Annotated in this window: 25 protein-coding genes; 8 read left to right on the top strand and 17 right to left on the bottom strand. The window is 41.5% G+C overall.

Annotated features, from left to right (window positions below; all coding sequences use genetic code 11):
- Positions 1-39 precede the first annotated feature (39 nt).
- The 3 genes from ACI35L_RS10415 to ACI35L_RS10405 all read right to left on the bottom strand — a co-directional run bounded on the left by ACI35L_RS10415 (position 40) and on the right by ACI35L_RS10405 (position 2,459).
- Complete coding sequence (locus ACI35L_RS10415) at positions 40-1,551, bottom strand: MDR family MFS transporter (RefSeq protein WP_049671570.1); 1,512 nt, start codon at positions 1,549-1,551, stop codon at positions 40-42.
- Between the two features lie 114 nt (positions 1,552-1,665).
- Positions 1,666-2,112 (bottom strand): cyclic-di-AMP-binding protein CbpB, encoded by a 447-nt coding sequence (gene cbpB, locus ACI35L_RS10410; RefSeq protein WP_049671571.1) that lies wholly within the window; start codon positions 2,110-2,112, stop codon positions 1,666-1,668.
- Positions 2,113-2,219: 107 nt separating this feature from the next.
- Positions 2,220-2,459, bottom strand: a complete 240-nt coding sequence (locus ACI35L_RS10405) for a YkuJ family protein (RefSeq protein ID WP_049671572.1) — start codon at positions 2,457-2,459, stop codon at positions 2,220-2,222.
- A gap of 311 nt (positions 2,460-2,770) precedes the next feature.
- Here ACI35L_RS10405 and ACI35L_RS10400 point away from each other — a divergent pair, with 311 nt between their 5' ends.
- Positions 2,771-3,001, top strand: coding sequence for a glutaredoxin family protein (locus tag ACI35L_RS10400; RefSeq protein WP_049671573.1), 231 nt, complete (start codon positions 2,771-2,773; stop codon positions 2,999-3,001).
- 52 nt (positions 3,002-3,053) lie between these two features.
- Here ACI35L_RS10400 and ACI35L_RS10395 read toward each other — a convergent pair whose 3' ends face one another.
- The 3 genes from ACI35L_RS10395 to ACI35L_RS10385 form a co-directional block, all read right to left on the bottom strand.
- Complete coding sequence (locus tag ACI35L_RS10395) at positions 3,054-3,698, bottom strand: DUF3993 domain-containing protein (RefSeq protein ID WP_439802850.1); 645 nt, start codon at positions 3,696-3,698, stop codon at positions 3,054-3,056.
- Between the two features lie 114 nt (positions 3,699-3,812).
- Positions 3,813-4,577, bottom strand: a complete 765-nt coding sequence (gene fadH / locus ACI35L_RS10390; protein WP_439802849.1) for a 2,4-dienoyl-CoA reductase — start codon at positions 4,575-4,577, stop codon at positions 3,813-3,815.
- Between the two features lie 205 nt (positions 4,578-4,782).
- Positions 4,783-4,998 carry a hypothetical protein gene (locus ACI35L_RS10385; protein ID WP_049671576.1) on the bottom strand — a complete coding sequence of 72 codons (216 nt, stop codon included), beginning with the start codon at positions 4,996-4,998 and terminating at the stop codon, positions 4,783-4,785.
- 314 nt (positions 4,999-5,312) lie between these two features.
- Between ACI35L_RS10385 and ACI35L_RS10380 the strand changes: the two genes are divergently transcribed.
- Positions 5,313-6,107, top strand: a complete 795-nt coding sequence (locus ACI35L_RS10380; protein WP_231589534.1) for a metallophosphoesterase — start codon at positions 5,313-5,315, stop codon at positions 6,105-6,107.
- A gap of 30 nt (positions 6,108-6,137) precedes the next feature.
- Here the strand turns inward: ACI35L_RS10380 and crcB (ACI35L_RS10375) are convergent, their stop codons facing one another.
- The gene (gene crcB, locus ACI35L_RS10375) at positions 6,138-6,494 is read right to left on the bottom strand and encodes a fluoride efflux transporter CrcB (protein WP_439802848.1); all 357 of its coding nucleotides are present in this window, start codon (positions 6,492-6,494) and stop codon (positions 6,138-6,140) included.
- Positions 6,491-6,874, bottom strand: a complete 384-nt coding sequence (crcB, locus tag ACI35L_RS10370; RefSeq protein WP_439802855.1) for a fluoride efflux transporter CrcB — start codon at positions 6,872-6,874, stop codon at positions 6,491-6,493. Before crcB (ACI35L_RS10370) ends, crcB (ACI35L_RS10375) begins: the two co-directional genes overlap by 4 nt.
- 205 nt (positions 6,875-7,079) lie before the next feature.
- Between crcB (ACI35L_RS10370) and ACI35L_RS10365 the strand changes: the two genes are divergently transcribed.
- A complete protein-coding gene (locus ACI35L_RS10365) occupies positions 7,080-7,577 on the top strand; it encodes a YkyB family protein (protein ID WP_439802847.1) in 498 nt (165 codons plus the stop codon).
- A 29-nt stretch (positions 7,578-7,606) separates the two neighbouring features.
- On the opposite strand, the gene corA is transcribed toward ACI35L_RS10365, so the two are convergent.
- Positions 7,607-8,590, bottom strand: a complete 984-nt coding sequence (gene corA, locus ACI35L_RS10360) for a magnesium/cobalt transporter CorA (RefSeq protein ID WP_439802846.1) — start codon at positions 8,588-8,590, stop codon at positions 7,607-7,609.
- Positions 8,591-8,743: 153 nt separating this feature from the next.
- Between corA and ACI35L_RS10355 the strand changes: the two genes are divergently transcribed.
- Positions 8,744-9,892, top strand: a complete 1,149-nt coding sequence (locus ACI35L_RS10355) for an aminotransferase A (protein ID WP_439802845.1) — start codon at positions 8,744-8,746, stop codon at positions 9,890-9,892.
- A 44-nt stretch (positions 9,893-9,936) separates the two neighbouring features.
- On the opposite strand, the gene ACI35L_RS10350 is transcribed toward ACI35L_RS10355, so the two are convergent.
- The 4 genes from ACI35L_RS10350 to ACI35L_RS10335 form a co-directional block, all read right to left on the bottom strand.
- The gene (locus tag ACI35L_RS10350) at positions 9,937-10,803 is read right to left on the bottom strand and encodes an NAD(P)-dependent oxidoreductase (RefSeq protein WP_439802844.1); all 867 of its coding nucleotides are present in this window, start codon (positions 10,801-10,803) and stop codon (positions 9,937-9,939) included.
- A 224-nt stretch (positions 10,804-11,027) separates the two neighbouring features.
- Positions 11,028-12,749, bottom strand: coding sequence for a phosphoenolpyruvate--protein phosphotransferase (gene ptsP / locus ACI35L_RS10345; RefSeq protein ID WP_049671583.1), 1,722 nt, complete (start codon positions 12,747-12,749; stop codon positions 11,028-11,030).
- Entirely contained in the window at positions 12,749-13,015 is a 267-nt protein-coding gene (locus ACI35L_RS10340; RefSeq protein ID WP_049671584.1) for a phosphocarrier protein HPr, read from the bottom strand. The genes ptsP and ACI35L_RS10340 overlap by 1 nt, the downstream gene beginning before the upstream one ends.
- Positions 13,016-13,489: 474 nt before the next feature.
- Complete coding sequence (locus ACI35L_RS10335; protein ID WP_049672973.1) at positions 13,490-14,230, bottom strand: SDR family NAD(P)-dependent oxidoreductase; 741 nt, start codon at positions 14,228-14,230, stop codon at positions 13,490-13,492.
- Between the two features lie 226 nt (positions 14,231-14,456).
- On the opposite strand from ACI35L_RS10335, the gene ACI35L_RS10330 reads away from it, so the two are divergent.
- On the top strand, positions 14,457-14,954 hold the full coding sequence (locus ACI35L_RS10330; protein WP_049671585.1) for a sigma-70 family RNA polymerase sigma factor: 498 nt from the start codon (positions 14,457-14,459) through the stop codon (positions 14,952-14,954).
- A gap of 49 nt (positions 14,955-15,003) precedes the next feature.
- Here ACI35L_RS10330 and ACI35L_RS10325 read toward each other — a convergent pair whose 3' ends face one another.
- On the bottom strand, positions 15,004-15,198 hold the full coding sequence (locus tag ACI35L_RS10325) for a hypothetical protein (RefSeq protein ID WP_049671586.1): 195 nt from the start codon (positions 15,196-15,198) through the stop codon (positions 15,004-15,006).
- A 245-nt stretch (positions 15,199-15,443) separates the two neighbouring features.
- On the opposite strand from ACI35L_RS10325, the gene ACI35L_RS10320 reads away from it, so the two are divergent.
- The 3 genes from ACI35L_RS10320 (at position 15,444) to ACI35L_RS10310 (ending at position 17,212) form a co-directional block, all read left to right on the top strand.
- Positions 15,444-15,626: a YkvS family protein gene (locus ACI35L_RS10320; RefSeq protein ID WP_049671587.1), complete on the top strand. Its 183-nt coding sequence runs from the start codon at positions 15,444-15,446 to the stop codon at positions 15,624-15,626.
- A 149-nt stretch (positions 15,627-15,775) separates the two neighbouring features.
- Complete coding sequence (gene map, locus ACI35L_RS10315) at positions 15,776-16,519, top strand: type I methionyl aminopeptidase (protein WP_439802843.1); 744 nt, start codon at positions 15,776-15,778, stop codon at positions 16,517-16,519.
- Positions 16,520-16,597: 78 nt separating this feature from the next.
- Entirely contained in the window at positions 16,598-17,212 is a 615-nt protein-coding gene (locus ACI35L_RS10310) for a lysostaphin resistance A-like protein (protein ID WP_439802842.1), read from the top strand.
- A 2-nt stretch (positions 17,213-17,214) separates the two neighbouring features.
- Here ACI35L_RS10310 and ACI35L_RS10305 read toward each other — a convergent pair whose 3' ends face one another.
- The 3 genes from ACI35L_RS10305 to ACI35L_RS10295 all read right to left on the bottom strand — a co-directional run bounded on the left by ACI35L_RS10305 (position 17,215) and on the right by ACI35L_RS10295 (position 19,232).
- Positions 17,215-18,243, bottom strand: coding sequence for a YkvI family membrane protein (locus ACI35L_RS10305; RefSeq protein WP_231589535.1), 1,029 nt, complete (start codon positions 18,241-18,243; stop codon positions 17,215-17,217).
- Positions 18,244-18,393: 150 nt separating this feature from the next.
- The gene (locus tag ACI35L_RS10300) at positions 18,394-18,828 is read right to left on the bottom strand and encodes a MarR family winged helix-turn-helix transcriptional regulator (protein WP_049671590.1); all 435 of its coding nucleotides are present in this window, start codon (positions 18,826-18,828) and stop codon (positions 18,394-18,396) included.
- A 233-nt stretch (positions 18,829-19,061) separates the two neighbouring features.
- Positions 19,062-19,232: an aspartyl-phosphate phosphatase Spo0E family protein gene (locus tag ACI35L_RS10295; protein ID WP_082197145.1), complete on the bottom strand. Its 171-nt coding sequence runs from the start codon at positions 19,230-19,232 to the stop codon at positions 19,062-19,064.
- Positions 19,233-19,256 lie beyond the last annotated feature (24 nt).

Here is a 19,256-nt window from a genome sequence, read left to right as displayed (position 1 = left end):
CAGTTTATTGTACCTTCTAACCTCAGGTAACCGCAAACATTAACCACGTGATTCTTCGACTTCTTTTCTTGGCATGAAAAGGATAAGAATGAGCGCACAAAGCGCAAGGATAAAGACTCCTGTATAAACGTATCCCAAGGCATGCGTCAGTCCGCTTTGCAGCTGGCTCAATTTTTCCGGAGCCAATGTACTGCGTACTTCAGCACTTAACAATTCATTTACGGAATTGAGATCAAGCTTCTCACCCGAATAATCGTGACTTAGAAAATATGCCTGAAGGCGATTGTTAAGAATTCCTCCCAGCACGGCCGCTCCAACAGTATTACCAAGATTCCTCATAAACATATTGGCCGCTGTTGCCGCACCGCGGCTCTCCCATTCCACCGTGGACTGAATGGAAACGATGAAGGCTGTACTTGTCAAGCCCATTCCAGCGCCAGTCAAGAACGATCCAAATGCTGCTAAGAAAGGATTTGGAAGAGAGGGAAGAAGCATAAATATCGTTCCTCCAAACACAAGAAAGACACCGCCAAGGATACACGTTTTTCTGTACCCAATCTTTAAAAGCAGGTAACCAGATGCCGTAGAGGCAATTGGCCATCCGATTGACATGACTGTCAATGTAAACCCTGCAATCGTGGGTGAAAGCCCCATTACACCTTGAACAAAGGCAGGCAGATAGCTTGAGATTCCGATTAAAATCATCCCAGTCAAAAGAGAGGTTAAATTAGCAATGAGAATGGGACGGATTCTCCAAACAGCAAACGGCATCACCGGCTCCTCAAATCGATTCTCATGTCTAACGAACAAATAAAACAACAGAGCGATAATCCCTATGTACAGAAAACTTTGCGAAGACAGCCAGTCAAAGCGGATGCCACCTTCCACAAACACATACATAGAAAGCGTAATAGAGCCTGTAATCAGCGCTGCACCCAAATAATCAATTTTATGCTTTTTCCGCTTTACTTCCTCATGGAAGAAGAAGACTAAACCGCATACGGCCAGAAGTCCAAGGGGAATATTGATCCAGAAAATCCAGCTCCAAGAGGAATACTGAACAAAAAAGCCACCAAGGGCAGGTCCTAGAATCGCGGAGATTCCCCATACGCTTGATAAATATCCTTGAATCTTTGCCCGCTCTTCTCGCGAGTAAATATCACCTACCACTGTCATGGCAATGGGCGTAACCGCTCCAGCTCCAAACCCTTGAATGAGCCTGAAGAAAATCAGACTTTGCATTGACCAGGCAAAACCGGCAAAGAGAGACCCAATCATAAAGACAGAGATTCCAAACAACAATACAGGCTTACGGCCAAATAAGTCAGCCAGTTTTCCATAGATGAGCACTGTTACCGTATTCATGAGCAGATAGGCTGAAAATACCCAGCTGTATAGTGAAAATCCCCCTAGCTCGCCGACAATCTCCGGTAAGGCCGTTGAAACGATTGTTCCCTCAACAGCACTCATAAAGGTTGCCAGAATAATGGAAATAAGAACGAGCGGGCGGTTCGTTTTTCTTTTCTTACTATTCGTTTTTTTCGTCTCCAAAACAGAACCCCCTTAAAAACCATTGTATCCAAAACGAGGAATCCAAGAAAGTCCCTTCCCTGTATATTCCTTCAGAAAGATAAGAAAAAGCCTCCTAACGATGGAGGCTCTTCATTAATTGTATTTCATTTTCTTCACCAATCGGTTTACTTGCTTTAAAATCTGTCTTCGCGTTAGAATTCCTGCAAATGTCCCTTTATTCTCCACCACACATATAAACGGATGATCGATTAACAATTCCAATGCTTCCTCAATGGCATCGTTCACATCAAGACATGGAATGTCACCGTTCATCACATCCTCAACCTTAATCTGGTCAAGCTTCTCAAACTCAATTCGCTCAAGTCCCATTATGACATCCATAATTTTGGGTGTACTAATCAAGCCCTGAAGCTTAAATGTATGGTCGAGAACAGGTATGGCCGTATACCCGCTTCTTGTCAGGACAAGAAGGGCATGTTCGAGATTATTACCCTTTTGGACATGTGCCACACGTTCAGACGATATCATCAAATCTTTGACAGCCAGTTCAAACCCATCTAATTTTTGTATTTCCAACATGGAAAAGAACCCCTTTATCTAGTCATCCATCATTAGCAGATGCTATTCTTGGCGGTGTTTTTTATGATTTTAGTGGCAGCATCCTTTTATGATGTTCATCGATCTAATTAGCTGTAGATTAACTCAAAAATCTCAATAGCGATCATATCAATATTATCAAATTGATATTTCAAAGTCTTCCCTTTGTCTTGGAAAATTTCCAACTCAAATGTTTCTGTTTTATCAAAGAAAGTGACTTGGCATTTCACCTGGCCTTCAACTTCAAACACACGTTGTGCTGTATCAGATACTTTCGCTTGCTCTTGCAAATTTTTTAATCGTGTAAGAATTCCTTGTAAACGTGACATATTTAATATATGCTCCTTTCGTGACTACCAACAAATAGTTTCTCTTAGGTATCCATCATTTATAGGATAGTGGAATAAGCCTTAATTGTACACCAAAAGTCTTTACTTATTCTTTGCCATTTATGTCAATGTGTTACCCAATTTAAGAGACTTACCCATTTTAACATAAAAACAATGGGATAAAAATTCCACTCACCTATTTTTTCATCCGGAATTTTTTGGTCAGATTCTTTCATATACCCCAAAGCCCTCTTTTCCATGTTACGATAAGCAAAGAGTAAAACGATGATTATAGAAAGGGGTTGAGCGTAGTGGAACCCATCCTATTCTTTACACAGCCCGGATGCCCGCCATGCGCCTTTGCAAAAAATTATTTTGATGAACACGGCATTGCCTATACATTACTTGATATCAAGAAGGATGCCAAAGCTCGAAAGACATTAATGAATCAATATGATTCCTATTCGACGCCTACCTTCGTCATTAATGGAGAAGTCATCATCGGCTTCGATCAAGAGCGGATTACCAAGGCGCTCGGTTAATTGGAAAAGCCACTCTGATCTTAGAGTGGCTTTCATGGTCATACCTTAGCAATTATTCGACTGATATCCATCCTAAGGAAGCAAATGGTGTAATGGATGCGTATTTGATGAATCCAAGCACGGTTCCCCAGATTCCGTCATCAGATTTAGTAACTTCTGATTGGTCGTTTTCACTCTTTTCAACCGTAGGATTATCACTTAATCCCTCGGGATCAAAGCTGATTTGATAGTCATCAATGGCCCATTCATTGTCTTCAAACGTCAGCCCAACGGCCTCATAATGTCCATCATAGCTTACAGGTCCTTCACTTGATTCTTCAAACCATTCATACACATACCATTTATCCCGCTCTATGTCATAGCCAAGCTTTGTGTTTTCATCATATGTAAAGAAAGGGATATAATAAAGGGCAAAATCAGTCCCGTAGGCAAGATATCCTTCCCCATCCATATTCTCCTTCACATTCATCTCAATAAAATCCTTTGTGTATTCCTTCGTAAAGTAACGCCCAAGGGATTCTTCTATCTCTTCCATGCTTCTTGGGTTTTCAGTTATGGCTAATTGGGCATCAAAAGCTTCCTGCAGGAAACGAAAGGCTTCCTCCTCACTTAATGGCCTGTCCGCTTTTACATTCAAAAGAGGAAAGACGATGAATATGGCTAAAGACGCAAGAAACGTTCGCAAAAGATGCTTCATTCTTCATCCTCCTATAGTGTAGGAATTTGTTCGTATAATTAGGCTATTCCCCATTTATGAAGGCCTTACACTTTTCATTAGAAAAAGATAGAGAACCCTTTCCTGCACCCTAAATCAGAAAGTATATTGCCGCAAATGTGATCCCCCATCCATCGAAATGCACTCTCCATTTATATATTGCGCCTGGTCCATAAAAAGGAAACAGGCAAGTTCAGCAATCTCTTCAGGTGTTCCAAGACGGCCAAGCGGGACATGCTCAATCGTCCTTTTTTCCGCCTCTTCAGATTGAAACAGTTTCCCCGCTCCTCCTGTACGCTCGATCGGACCCGGTGCAATGGCGTTAACTCTTATACCATATTTCCGCCCCCATTCTACAGCCAGTGTTCTTGTCATAGCGAGTACACCTGCTTTAGCCGAAGCAGAATGAACGACATGCGGTGCTGCATCCCAAGCATAAGTCGCAATCATATTCGTGATAGATCCTTTTATCTGATGGTCAATCCAGTATCTTCCGACAGCACTGCTGCAATAAAAGGTCCCATTTAACACAATATCAATAACAGCCTTCCACCCATTAGGAGATAAATCCTCTGATGGACAGATAAAATTCCCCGCTGCGTTATTGATCAGGAAATCCACAGTCCCAAAGGTACGCACGGTCTCTTCTACCATTTCGTTTACATCCTCCACCAGGCGGACGTCCATTTGAATGGTCAAGAGTTCTCCTTCTTTAGCGGCGATTTCTGCCTTTGCTGACTCCAGTCTTTCACGGTTTCTTCCCGTGATGACCACCTTCGCCCCTTCCGAGATGAATTTCTTTGCCATGGCTAAACCCATCCCGCTTGAACCACCGGTAATGATAACTACCTTCCCCTTCATCCTATCCCTCCATTATTGAGAATATTCAATTAATTTTACCACATTTTCATCCAAAAAATGTAAGTTAATAAAATCCTAAATTCCGGCATAGATGAGCAATAGCTCTATTTATCTATTGACCTTCAAGGAAACAAAAAAACAGACGAATAACCAAATGGTCATCCGTCTGTTGGACTAATCGTATTTAAGGGAATTTCCCAATCACCTAAGAAGCTTTAATCATCTCATTAAATTTTGATAATGTGCTGATCAATGTCTGCTTCTTATGAATCCCTTTCCCGTTAACCTTTATACCATTTAACACAATAAATACTCGGCCTGTCTTGCCGTTCTGTTTAAAACCATAAATGTATACTTTAATCATCCCGAATTTTGAAGGAATATACAACATTTCATATTGCTTGCTTTTGCTTTTATTCATTTTCAACATCCTCATCTTTTAGACTTCGGGAAATGTACGTTGATGGTTAGCCTTCCACATGAAAAGCATAAGGGTTATTATTATAGTTTACCTTAAACCATCCTAATTTACCATAGATTGAGAGAAAGTCCTTCCTGCATTCGAATTACTTAACAAACCAAAGCCCTGCATGATAGGATGGGAAAGAATATAAAAAGCAAAATTGCGAAGAAAAGGGAAATGCCATGAAAACACTTTCAAGACGTTCTTTTCTAAAAAAAGGGGCGCTATATGGAGTTACCCTGCTCACTTCATTAGCGGGGGGAAGATACTATATGAAGGAAGTAGAACCTGATTGGGTTGAAATCAACCAGTATACATATTCGCATCTTCTGATTCCTCCTTCATTTAACCAAACCCGTATCGTCCAATTTAATGACACCCACATCGGATTTCAATATGACTTGACTGATCTAAAAAAGACCGTTCAAACTATTAACGATTTCAAGCCAGATTTAATTTGCTTTGCAGGGGATTTACTTGACAATCCGGATGAATATAGTGTCCCCTCAGAATTATATAGCCTTCTAAACTCTTTGAAAGCTCCTCTCGGAAAATACGCTGTCTACGGGAATCATGACCATGGAGGTTATGGAACAGAGCTTTATGAACAAACGATGGACAAATGCGGCTTTAAAGTACTAAAGAATGCTTCTGATATCGTTCAAAAGAACGGGGAAAGCATGCTGATTGCCGGTGTAGACGATTCTAGTCTTGGTGCACCAGATATCGCCCAAGCACTCTCTGGGAAACCAAGAAACCTGTTTACCCTTCTTTTATCCCATGCCCCAGATTATGCGAACGAAGCCGCTCGCTACCCCGTTCATTTGCAATTGAGCGGTCACAGCCACGGGGGACAAGTACAGATTCCCTTGGTAGGTCCATTGATTACACCGCCGCACGCTAAGGAATACAATGAAGGATTATACGAATTAAGCGATTCCTTCTCCCTCTATGTTAACCGAGGGTTAGGAACTACCAGGATTCCTTACCGTCTGCTATGCAGGCCTGAGATTACTGTCTTTGACCTTTATCATGGCGAAGCCGGCATGCAGCCCTCCGAAACATGAAACAGCAGGCGTTTCTAAAACGCCTGCCTATTATTTGAATGCTTGGCCCAGCCAATAGGCGGTCAAACACAGCATCACCGACCCTAGCAAGGACAAGAGAAGATAAACAGTAAGCGTGCTTAGCCTCTTCTCCTTCCAAAGCTGAACTGTTTCCACACTAAAGGTTGAGAAGGTTGTGAATGCACCTAAACATCCGGTAAAGATCAATCTGCCTTCTGGAGATGCTGCATTCAACCCAATCCCGGCCATGAGTCCAATTAAGAAGGAACCGGCTAAATTAATGAACAGCACTGCTGAAGGAAAGATAGAGGTTCTCCCTTTCATCCCTTCTGTTATTGCATATCGTATGAACGTGCCAATGAATCCTCCTAACATAACTGAAATCATTTGACTCCCCCCCTGCCTTTACGAAGTAAGGCAGCCGCCGCCAGCCCGCATAAGGCCATGCCGACCCCAATGAATAAGGTTAGCATCATATATAGAAGTGCAGCTGCAGGATCTGTATCCAAAAGTCTGACCGTCTCCAGGGCATATGTACTCATTGTGGTGAATCCGCCGCATAATCCGGTTCCCAGGAAAAGTTTTAAATTCGAAAATCTCTCGTCCCTAAATAAGGAAAAGGTCAAAAAGGCTAAAATAAAAGAGCCGATACTATTAATCAGAAATGTCGCCAAGGGGAAAACTGTATAAGGGATGATCTCATTCATTCCGTACCGAAGGCATGCGCCTATCGCTCCGCCCAGAGACGCTAGTAGACCATTCTTCATCATTTTATTCACTCACTTATGTATAAGATATGCATTTAGAATACTCATCCCTCATCAAAAAAGCAATAACCCTTCATTCATTAAGCAATTGGTGATAACTCGAGCGATGTTTTCCCTTTCATCCATTTGCTAGACACGGTATAATTATTAGTATCAAACTTAGTATTCACCGCTAAAATACACGAAAGAATAGAAAGGACAATTTATGAAAGAAACGAGAGGGAACAACCGAAATCAAAAATCCTACTCGGCAGATGATTTGGCCGAAGCCATTTATTCTGTAAACAGGCATGCTAAAACAGCCTCAAATCCAAAATTTCTTTATCACTTAAAAAAGTGTTCATTAACCAAAATGCTGGAAGAAGGAAAAGCGAAGAAGCTTGGGCTTCAATTCTCCGATCACCCTCATCTCAGTTTCCAGCAGTCTGATGTGCTGATTGAATGCGGAAAGTATACCTTTCATATCCCCCCATGCAAAGGGGACTTTACGAATTTGCCACATTTAGGCCATCTATCAAAAAACATTCGTAATCCATCCTCAAAAATTCCTCTCTCTAAAGCCAAGCAGCGATTGATGATTTACACTGGCATTAAAGAGGAAAGCGAAGATACTGGAAGAAAACAGCACTCACCGCGTAAATACTATAAACCAACATTTGCACGGCTTGGAGAAAGCTATCCTTATACAGAGTGGAAAAAATAAGAACTGCTGATTTAATTGTTTCAGCAGTTCTATCCACCATGCTCTTTATTCCTTCCTCTCTTATATACTCTTGCCCGGAAAACCCACCCTTTCGCCTTAAAGAAAACCACCATTACAACAGCACTAATTCCCATTACGAGCATCACATACCAAAAACCGTGTTTCCATCCGGCCATTGGCATAAAAGAGAAATTCATACCGTATAGACCAGCGATAAAGCTGAGCGGCATAAAGATCGTCGTAATGATGGTGAGCGCCATGATTGTTTCATTCATATTATTGGAATTTACACTCATGTAATTATCGCGCAGGTCTGCTGAAAAATCCCGGTATCCCTCAATCATCTCCCGTAATTTCAAAAGATGGTCATACACATCATTAAAATAATATTGTTTCTCAGAAACAAGGGTCATTTTTTCCGTATGTGTAATGCGGTAAAGTAAATCATTCATTGGAAGTATGACCCTTCTAATTCTGAAAATAATCATCCTAAGATCATATAAATGATTCATCAATTCCTTAATGGAGAGCAAATCTGCATTTTCCTCCAGAGCATTCAGCCTTTCCTCGATATCATAGGCCTTTGGAAAATATTCATCGACTACCCTGTCTATCAATTGGTGCAGGATATCAATCGGGGTATCCAGCGATTGACCGAGAGCCGTTTCCCACACCTCATGTATTGCGTTAATTGTCATTTGATGATAGGTAATAATAAATTGCTCACTAACAAACAAATCTAGCTCGGCCATTAAATAATCCTCTTTAAGTGCATAGATGACAAGAAACATATAATCCTCAAAAAAATCGACTTTAGGCCGTTGATTGATAGCATCTAAGCAATCCTCCACTGCCAAGGGATGAAACTGATATTGGCTAAACAGTCTTGCTGCTTCCTCTTTTGTCGGAGACGAAAGATCCACCCAAACCCATTCATATTCGCCTAATTTCGAAAGGGAATAATCTGCCTCCTCGACCTTGCCGGATGGTGTCTTCCCCAGCATGCGATACATCTTAATTCCTCCAGACATCATCTGTTAGTTACTAGCGTCCCCAATCAAGCTGGATTTATTTTCATATAGAATCATGAATCAAATTCTGGATGGTGTACACGTAAATGAAGCAAATATATAATAGAAGGATACATACTAGAGAGGAGAACCAAAATGGAACACCTGATCAATCCAAAAGTTAAACAAATCGAAATTTCGGGCATCCGGAAGTTTTATAATCTTGTCTCAGAGATAGACGGGGTTCTGTCTTTCACGATTGGATTGCCGGATTTTCCTACCCCTTTGCATATTAAAGAGCAAGCGATAGAGGCAATCGAGAATGACATGACTACCTACACACATAACGCAGGCATGCTCGCACTACGCGAGGCTGCTGCTGCCTTTATGTCTGAGAAATATTCATTGGCCTATAATCCAAACAATGAGATTATCGTGACCGTAGGAGCAAGCCAGGCGATTGATATTGCTTTTCGCACCATTTTGAAAGAAGGGGATGAGGTCATCCTTCCAGGCCCTGTCTATCCTGGATATGAGCCGCTTATTAAGCTTGCAGGCGCAGTACCTGTTTATGCCGACACAACGGGTACATCCTTTAAAATGACCAAAGACGTAATTGCCCCTCTCTTAACAGAGAAGACAAAATGCGTTGTTCTCCCCTACCCTTCTAACCCGACCGGTGTTTCCTTGACCAAGGAAGAATTAACTGAAATTGCCGACCTGCTGAGAGGCCGGAATACCTTTGTTCTTGCAGATGAGATCTACAGCGAGCTTACTCTTGACCGAAAGCATATATCCATTGGTACAATCTTGAGAGAACAAACGATTATCATTAATGGGGTTTCCAAATCACATGCCATGACAGGCTGGAGAATTGGCTTTTTAATGGCTCCCGAAAGTATCGCCAAGCATATGCTTAAGGTTCATCAATACAACGTATCATGCGCTTCTTCCATATCACAAATGGCCGCACTTGAGGCGATGAAAAACGGCAAGAATGATGCTGTCATGATGAAAGAAGAATATCGAAATAGACGGGATTATGTTTATGGTCGCTTGGAGAAGATGGGATTAAGAACCGTCATGCCTGACGGAGCGTTCTACTTCTTTGTAGAGATCCCAGATGGTTTCAGCACCTCTCTTGATTTTGCGCTGGAATTAGTCCGCAAGAAGAAGGTTGCCGTTGTCCCAGGATCAGCTTTTTCTGAATATGGCGAGGGTTATTTCCGTTTTTCCTACGCTGTATCCATGGAGTCCCTTATAATAGGACTGGACCGGCTGGAACTATTTCTTGAAGGAAAATGAAAAAGGGGAGGAGCGTCTAAACGCTCCTCCCTTTCCTTATTCCTTTACTTCCAGTATTTATATAGAGCCTGTGTCCCTTTTTCTCCCAGACCTTCTTCTGCCAGCTCCTCATACAAGGATTTAGCGAGTGACACGCCTGGAAAATCAAGACCAAGCGCTTCACTTTCATCTAGGACAATCTTTAAATCTTTTATAAAATGCTTTATGTAAAATCCAGGCTCAAAATCGCCCTTTAAGATGCGCGGAGCAAGATTCGTCAACGAAAAGCTTCCTGCGGCACCCCCAGAAATACTCTTCAGCACTGTCTCAGGGTCCAAACCTGCCCTTTTAGCATAGACAAGTGATTCGCATACGCCAATCATCGTACCTGCAATGGCCATTTGGTTGCAAAGCTTTGTATGCTGGCCTGAGCCCGCAGACCCTTGATACTCAATATTCGTTCCCATTGTACGGAACAAAGGCGTAATCATGTCGAAATCTTTCTTCTCCCCTCCAACCATAATGGCGAGAGCACCATTTCTTGCACCGATATCTCCTCCAGATACAGGAGCATCAAGCACATGAATCCCCTTCTCCTTCCCGGCCGCAAATAGCTTCTTGGCAAGCTGTGGAGCAGAGGTAGTCATATCAATTAAATATGTACCAGCCTTAGCCTGATTAATTAATCCGTGTTCACCTAAATAGACTTCTTCCACATCTTTTGGGAACCCGACCATTGTGAGGATGATCTCTGCATTAACAGCCACATCTTGAACCGTATCTGCCCATCTCATTCCCTCTGTAATTAAATCTGCGCACTTTTCTTTTGTTCGTGAATAACCAATCAACGGGTAGCCAGCCTTCATAATATTCCTGGCCATGCTTTTGCCCATTACACCCAAACCTATAAAGCCAATTGTTTGTTTCTGCATCAATAAGCCCTCCAAAAGTACATCATCTTTCTTCTTCATTCTATCATATAGGGATAGAAATCAGCCGGCAAATAACCTTTATCCTTTAGGAAAACAAAAAAAATCAACTGGTTTCCCAGTTGATTAAGAAAGGGGGGTCACTAAAAGCATGTTGCTGTTGTGTCCATACTTAAGTTACCCCTATTTTTCTTTTATCAAACACAAAAAGATCTTTTTACTAAAAATTATTTTTGTGCTGTTGCTTCCTTAACTAGTTCTACAGCTTGGGAAGCTGTTTGCATTTGTAAAGCTTTTGCTGCTAATTCTTGCATGTCTGTTAATGACAATGTTTTGATTTGAGAACGAGCACGAAGAATAGAAGTAGCACTCATTGAGAACTCATCTAATCCTAAGCCGACAAGAAGTGGAATCGCAAGCTCATCGCCCGCCATTTCTCCACACATGCCTGCCCATTTACCTTCTTTGTGTGCTGCATCAATAACCATCTTAACAAGACGAAGGATTGCAGGGTTATAAGGCTGGTATAAGTAAGAAACGCGTTCGTTCATACGGTCTGCAGCCATTGTGTATTGAATCAAGTCATTTGTTCCAATGCTGAAGAAGTCAACTTCTTTAGCGAATTGATCAGCGATAACAGCTGTGGAAGGAATTTCAACCATAATTCCAAGTTGGATGGAATCAGATACTTGAACACCTTCTTGAATCAATTTTGCTTTTTCTTCTTCAAGGAGTGCTTTCGCTTCACGGAATTCATCCAATGTAGCGATCATTGGGAACATGATACGCAAGTTTCCGTATACAGAGGCTCTCAAAAGCGCTCTCAATTGCGTTCTGAAAATACCTTTTTCTTCAAGGCATAGACGAATCGCACGGAAACCAAGGAATGGATTCATTTCTTTCGGAAGATCCAAGTATGGAAGCTCCTTATCGCCGCCGATGTCAAGTGTACGAACGACAACAGGTTTGCCCTCCATGCCTTCTAGAACAGCTTTGTAAGATTCAAATTGTTCGTCTTCAGAAGGAAGGTTTTCACGGCCCATGTATAAGAACTCAGTTCTGTATAAGCCTACAGCTTCCCCGCCGTTTGAGATAACGCCGGATAAATCATTCGGTGTACCGATGTTAGCTGCAAGCTCAACATGATGGCCATCAGCTGTAACAGTTTTCTCATTGACAAGTTTAGCCCATTCAAGCTTTTGCTGAGCATATGCATCAGCAGCTTTCTTGTATTCTTCAATCAATTCAGGCGTCGGATTGATGTGAACCTCACCTTTCAGACCATCAAGGATGATCATATCGCCATTTTGAATAGATTCAGTCGCTTGTTTTGTTCCAACAACCGCTGGAATTTCAAGGGAACGAGCCATGATAGCAGAGTGAGAAGTACGTCCGCCGATATCAGTTGTAAACCCTTTTACGAAATCTCTGTTAAGTTGAGCTGTATCAGAAGGTGTTAAATCCTCTGCCACAACGATTACTTCTTCAGAAATCATGCTTGGGTTAGGGATTTGAACGCCTAATAAGTGGCTGATTACACGCTTCGTAACGTCACGGATATCAGCTGCTCTTTCTTTCATATATTCATTATCCATTTGTTCGAACATCATAATGAACATGTCTGCCATTTCGCGCATCGCAAATTCAGCATTGATTTTTTCTGATTTTACTTTTTCTTTAACAGCACCAAGCAATTCAGGGTCATTTAAAACAAGGATGTGAGCGTCAAAGATAGCTGCTTTGTCTGCACCTTGTTCTACTTTTACCTTCTCGCGAATTGATTCCAATTCAGATTGGGCTTTATTTACAGCGCTATCAAGACGCTCCATTTCAGCCTTCTCATCTGTGATGGATTTCTTGCTAACAGTTAAATCAGGTTCAATTAAACGATAAGCTTTTGCTATGACAATCCCATTTGATGCCGCTATTCCGTTTAACATCGTTGTCATTACTTAGCCAAACCTTCTTTAACTAAAGTTTCTTCGATTGCGTTTAATGCATCTTGCTCATCGCTGCCTTCTGCAGAGATTGTGATGTCAGCGCCAGCGCCGATACCTAGAGACATAACACCCATGATAGACTTCAAGTTAACTTTCTTTTCTTTATATTCTAAGTTAATGTCAGAGTTGAATTTACCTGCAGTTTGAACAAGCAAAGTTGCTGGACGTGCATGAATTCCTGTTTCGTCGATTACGTGAAAAGATTTTTGTACCAAAATAATCAAGCTCCTTTATTAATTAATTTCATTTCAGGCCAATATAATTTCTAGCTGCTACATCTTTATGTGATTTTACCCAAATTCTACGGGTTCTATGTACAAAGCGTCTAGCAGTCGAAAATTTCGTCCCTTTTATGTGATAGGAGAGGTTGTATCCCATCACATAAAATGTACCGAAAATCGACAAAGAGTTCAACGCTTTTATTTATGGAGGAAAAAATTTCTTCCACCATGCTGCTTATCATTGGGATTGAGTTTTCTATCGATGTTCATAATCGGAGACATACATAAAACATCCAATTAAGCATGTCACACGTTTCCCGCGAAATGGTATGTCATTCATATTTATAGCGAACAAGGAAATCAGTCACATGGCAAGTAGCCGTGCGGCCTTTTTAATTTTACACTAGATGAACAGAATAAAACAACTAGGAGAAATGCACTTTTAATCCTATTTGCGCAAAAATCCACTTATCGTTCATAAATCATTTTCTTTGTCATCCCGCCGTCAACGATTATATTTTCTCCATTAATGAAATCATTGCTGGAATCACTTAGAAATAGACATAATCTGGCTATATCTTCAGGTTTCCCGACCCTTTTAGAGAAATGCTGTTCATGATCGATGTCTCGTAAATGATCATACTCCTTTGTCTCTATCCAGCCTGGACTAATAGAATTAACCCGGATTTGTCTTTCGGCCAAGGAGGCGCTTAAAGCATGCGTCAAGGCAATGATTCCTCCTTTCGTTGCCGCATAGGCTTCTGAATCAGGTTCAGATTGGAACGCTCTTGTCGATGCAATGTTGATTATGCATCCTTTCTCGTTCATCAATTTTGCCCCCTCCCGTGCGAACAAAAATACAGACCGCAAATTAGACTGAATGATTCGGTCCCACTGCTCCGTTGTCATTTCAAGCAAGGGAACAAATGTGGATACACCTGCATTATTAATTAGCACATCCAGCCGTCCGTACTGCTTCCGAATATATTCCATTACCTCAAGCACCGTATCCTCTTCACCAACATCCCCGGCAATGAAATGCGCATCCAAATGAGCCTCCTTCATTGAGTCAATTGCTGCTTCACCGCCTTTTTGGTCACGATCCACCAAAACGACACTCGCTCCAGTTCTACCATACTGAATCGCAATCTCTCTTCCGATTCCATTGGCCGCTCCTGTAACCAATACAACTACATCTTTATTCTCCATTTCTTCACCTCTGAACAATAATTGTTTCAATTTCTCCAATAATTCATATTTGAAGGCCTTTTTGCGCATAAACAACTTATTTATCTGTTTAAATGATTCAATTTCATCAATAACGCTGTCTTATTTCATCATTTCCCCTTTTTACACGTATTCAAATCCTCTGTACCTTAATAGATACCCGGGAATAAATCGAGGTCGCTCCTCAGGACAGGCTGGTTTTCTAATAATGGAGGAATTCGAAAAAATTGCAGAGCAGTACACCCCGCTCATCCATCACATGATTAAACGGTTAAATATCTATAGAGATAAAGATGAATTTATACAAATAGGATTGATTGCTCTATGGGAGGCAAGTAAGGCCTATGATTCCGCAAAAGGGCAATTCATGTCCTACGCATTCATGACCATAAAGGGAAGAATGCTGTCTCATATGCAAAAATCAAACAAAATTCAAATGCGCGAACAGTTGAAGGAAGCTGGAATGGATCATCTTATTCAAGACGAAGAAATGATGCACATGCTCGATTGGCTCATTCCTAAGGCCTTTCTCGAGACCTTAACATCAAATCAAAGCTGCTGGCTTATCCATCACATTCAATATGGTAAAACTACCCGTGAAATCGCAGCAGACTGTCAAACGACAACCGCCTCCGTCAAATCATGGAAACGAATAACCATCAAAAAGTTACAAGCCTACTATAGGCAGCATCCTGAGGCATTTTAACCCGCAAAAATGGCCAATGATGATTCCTTTCATCATTGGCCTGTTGCTGCTAGCTCCTCGGTTCCTCCAAATATTCATACGTAACACTGCCCCCAAGATGAGCAATCCCTCGAAAATGCTTAAAATCATTCCGTTTCACCAAGACCGATCGAAAGGCAAGAAAATCCTCCTTGCTTACATCCAACTGGGTTAATTCCCCACTCTTCAATTGCTCGAAAAGACGTTCAATTTCTTCTTGATTCATTCCTCTGACAACTCCTTTTATGTGATTCCATCATACATTTTTTTAAATAGGGGGTTCAAGTTGTTTTAACTTTTGAATAATTATCAAAAAATTCCTTTTAATGACTTACAATTTTTGAATTTTATACTATAATGACAATAATAATCCGCTTAACGGTAAAAACAAGCATATAAAGTAAAGAAATGACGGATTAGACTTCATGCTTTAATGATTTCCATATAAACTCTAGAAAAGGTGTGAATAGAATGAATAAAGCCAATGTAGGAAATATCATTGAATTCCGTGATGGCTTGCGCGGAATTGTCGAAAAAGTGAATGAAAATTCCGTTATTGTCGATTTAACCTTAATGGAGAACTACCGGGACCTTGAGCTTGAAGAAAAAACGGTCGTTAACCATAAAAACTATACGATTGTAAACGAGCTGTAAAACGGGACGTTATGTCTCGTTTTTTTCGTACATGCCGCTCTCTTTCTATTTAAAGAAAACTTCGCTATAATTAAAACCGATTCCTTTTTGGAACCTTTCAATAAGCTCCTCCTCTGGCAGAGAGCAGAACAGAAAGCAGGTTTAGTATTATGATAGTAAAAAGTGATAAAGATTTAGAAGGCCTAAAGGCAATCGGTGCGATTGTATCCCGCGTCAGGGAAACAATGAAAAGCGCAACCGTACCTGGCATAACGACCCTTGAACTGGATCAGCTCGCCAAACAATTATTTGATGAAACCGGGGCTATTTCCGCTCCTAAAAACGAGTATGACTTCCCCGGCTATACATGCATCAGCGTAAATGAGGAAGTTGCCCATGGAATACCTGGAAAGCGCGTCATTAATGAAGGCGACTTAGTCAATATTGACGTATCAGCCGTCTTAGATGGATACTACGCGGATACAGGCATCTCGTTCATGGTAGGTCAATCTGATGAACAGATTGACAAACTATGCCAATGTGCCGTTGAAGCTTTTAACAACGGAATCTCAAAGGCAAAAGCAGGCTCTAAGAAAAATCTGATAGGCAAGGCCGTTTTCAACACCGCTCGTGCCAATGGCTTCAATGTCATTAAAAACCTGACTGGCCATGGCATCGGCAGAAGCTTGCATGAAAGCCCTGATCATATCCTTAACTATTTTGATCCTTGGGACAGCGAATTGCTGCATGAGGGGACAGTCCTTGCGGTAGAACCCTTCATCTCCACGAAAGCATCCATGGTAACAGAGCTTGGAGATGGATGGACCTATGTCACAAAGGATAAAAGCTTGGTCGCACAATGCGAGCACACCATTGTTGTCACGAAAAACGAACCAATCATCCTAACTTTATAATAAACAGCGAAAAGAGAAGGAATTCCTTCTCTTTTCTTTCTGTCATATAATCATGATTCAATGAACAGGAGGAAAAGCATGAAGAATGCAGCCAAGGACCATCCACTTCTGCTTTGCTTATGTCTTGCTTATTTGCTTTTATTCATTTCTTATCTAGATTTATCGAAATTCTGGTTTACCTATACGGCAGCCATGACCCTGTTAATGACACTTTCCTTCCTTATCGAACACCCGGACAGTCAAAAGCAGCCCTTAAGAAATAGCCTTCTATACGGCAGCCTTTCTGGCGCTCTTATGTATGGCATTACATGGACAGCAAGTAAATGGCTCCCGTTGCTCTATCCTCCGCTTCAGATTCAGCTGGAGGATTTATATCGCCTTCTTTCTCCGGCTTCAGCATGGCAATACGCTGTCTTGATTTTGCTGATTATTCCGGGTGAGGAGATTTTCTGGAGAGGGTTTGTCCAGAGGAAGATTCACGGTCATATAACGACCATCCCTTCTGTCCTGCTCGCCGCCCTTCTTTATACATTGCCTCTTGCTTTCTCAGGCAATCTGCTCCTCGTACTCGCCGGCATTGGCGGCGGATTATTATGGGGTACCCTGTATGCCTGGAAGAAGAACCTCCAAATGGTCATTATCTCTCACCTACTATTTGACCTGCTTCTTCTAGCTGTCTTTCCGCTTCAATAATCTCATTCCTTCTTTACCGTCAACAGAACTAAGAAGGATAAACTTATATAACCAAACAATGGATATAGGTAAGAAATTAACGGGCCATAATCGAATTGGCCAATCAGGAGGCAGAAACTTAATACGAAGACATAAAGTGACCATGAGGGCAGCCCGGTCACTTTCTTTAATTGCCGCTCAAGCCCAAAGGCATTGCCAATAAGCGAGGTAAAGATCTCACCGAAGATAATGAACAAATATAATCCGTACAAATAGGGGGCAATGGACTTCATGACATAGGCCGTGGGGATATTAATCTCTCCAATCCCACTGACAGATGATAAGGAAATATGACAGCTTAGAAGAACGAGCGCTAACAGGACTCCCCCTAGATTGGCCCCTCTTCTAATCAGTTTCTCATCCCCAATCTCTGTCGCCAACGGAACAAGTACAGCTTGTGTCAAAGCAAGATTGAAGGCCGTATAGGAAAACGGGGACAAGAAAGCCTTCATGCTCACAAAGTCAGGGATATGCACTAAATGGGCAGCCCCCTTTAATGTAAAAAGGGAAACCACCATCAAAATGATATTAAACATGACCATAGCCGGCACAACAAATGTATTAATGGAGAGGAGTCCATGTACACCCCAGCTCATAACAACCACTGCCAAAAAGGCTGTAAACACCATTCCGCCCATTTTGGAGAACCCAAGCTGTTCCTCAAAAAGGCCTCCCGCTCCAGCCATCATGACTCCTGTCACCCCAATGAGCATAAACATAACAATTACATTAATAAAAAGGGCCAAACGTTTCCCGAATAGCCACGCATTGAATTCCATATAATTTTTCAAATCATACTTGAGGGCAATCACCATCATCTTTCTGCCCAGACTGATAAATATATATCCAGCTAAAATAATGCCAAGCAGCCCGTAAGATCCGTATTTCGTAAAGAATTCATAAATTTCCTTACCGGTGGCAAAGCCTGCCCCTATTACCGTCCCAACATATACGGCAGCTACCTGGAATACGCTCATCCATTGTTTTTTCAAACTTGTCCCTCCTCTGCCTATAGACACTTTATGCTGGAGAAGGACTGTTATGTATAGAACTGGAAAATAATCAATCATACCCCTGAGAGCTAAGCTATTAGATGAAAAAAAGGACTGAATCTTTTCCATTCAATCCTTTTTCGTGAACGATTATTTAGCTGGTGCAGCTTGGCCAATTTTTTTCATGCACTCAATGGCAATCGCTTTTTCTTCATCTGATAAGACGCTCATAATCTCTTCAATCCGCTCTTGATGAGCTGGGAAGATTCCTTCGAGGAATTCCGTCCCCTCTTCAGTGATTTGTGCATAGGTCACCCTTCTGTCATTAGGGCAGGCAACCCTTTTCAGAAGTCCCTTCTTCTCCAGCTTATCGACCACATAGGTGATGCTGCCGCTTGCCAGGAGAATTTTATCCCCGATGTGCTGTAAGGGCTGCTCACCTTTATGATAGAGAAGCTCAAGTACAGCAAATTCAGTTGGGTTGACCCCTTCTTTTTGAATATATTTATTCGTGTAATCATTAATCGCTCTGTAGGCTTTAGACATCACCACAAAGAGTTTTAGTGATTGATTTGGTTCGACCATTTCCTCTTACCCTCCGAATTCGTTTTTCTTCAAGAATCTCGATTTGCGTTATTATACTTCTAAACTAAACAAAAGTAAATTATTTATCGGTAAAAAGGATGAGGAAAGTAAATGCGGCCCACCTGTCACGTTTATGACGGCCAGCCTGTTTTGAGGTTCATTTCGAGGCGGAATGCCTTAACGCAAAAGCCGATTAGCAGTCAGGTCCAGCAAAGTATGGACTCAAGGCTGCATTACGTACGCTTATATTTCATTCTTGTATATTGATTGATTAACTGGTCAAGCTGTCTGCTTAATTGGATTGTCCCTTGATCTAAATACCCATATTCAGAAGCATAGCTGATCATCTTCTCTCTCGCGATGTTAATATCTGCTTCTAGAGTAACAAAGTTCGCTTGTTTCACGACGTTTCCTCCTATGCAATCTTT

Source organism: Pradoshia sp. (genome assembly GCF_051873915.1).
Taxonomy (GTDB): Bacteria; Bacillota; Bacilli; order Bacillales; family Pradoshiaceae; genus Pradoshia.
Note: the sequence above shows the minus strand (reverse complement) of the source record. Positions and strands in the feature narration are given on the sequence as shown.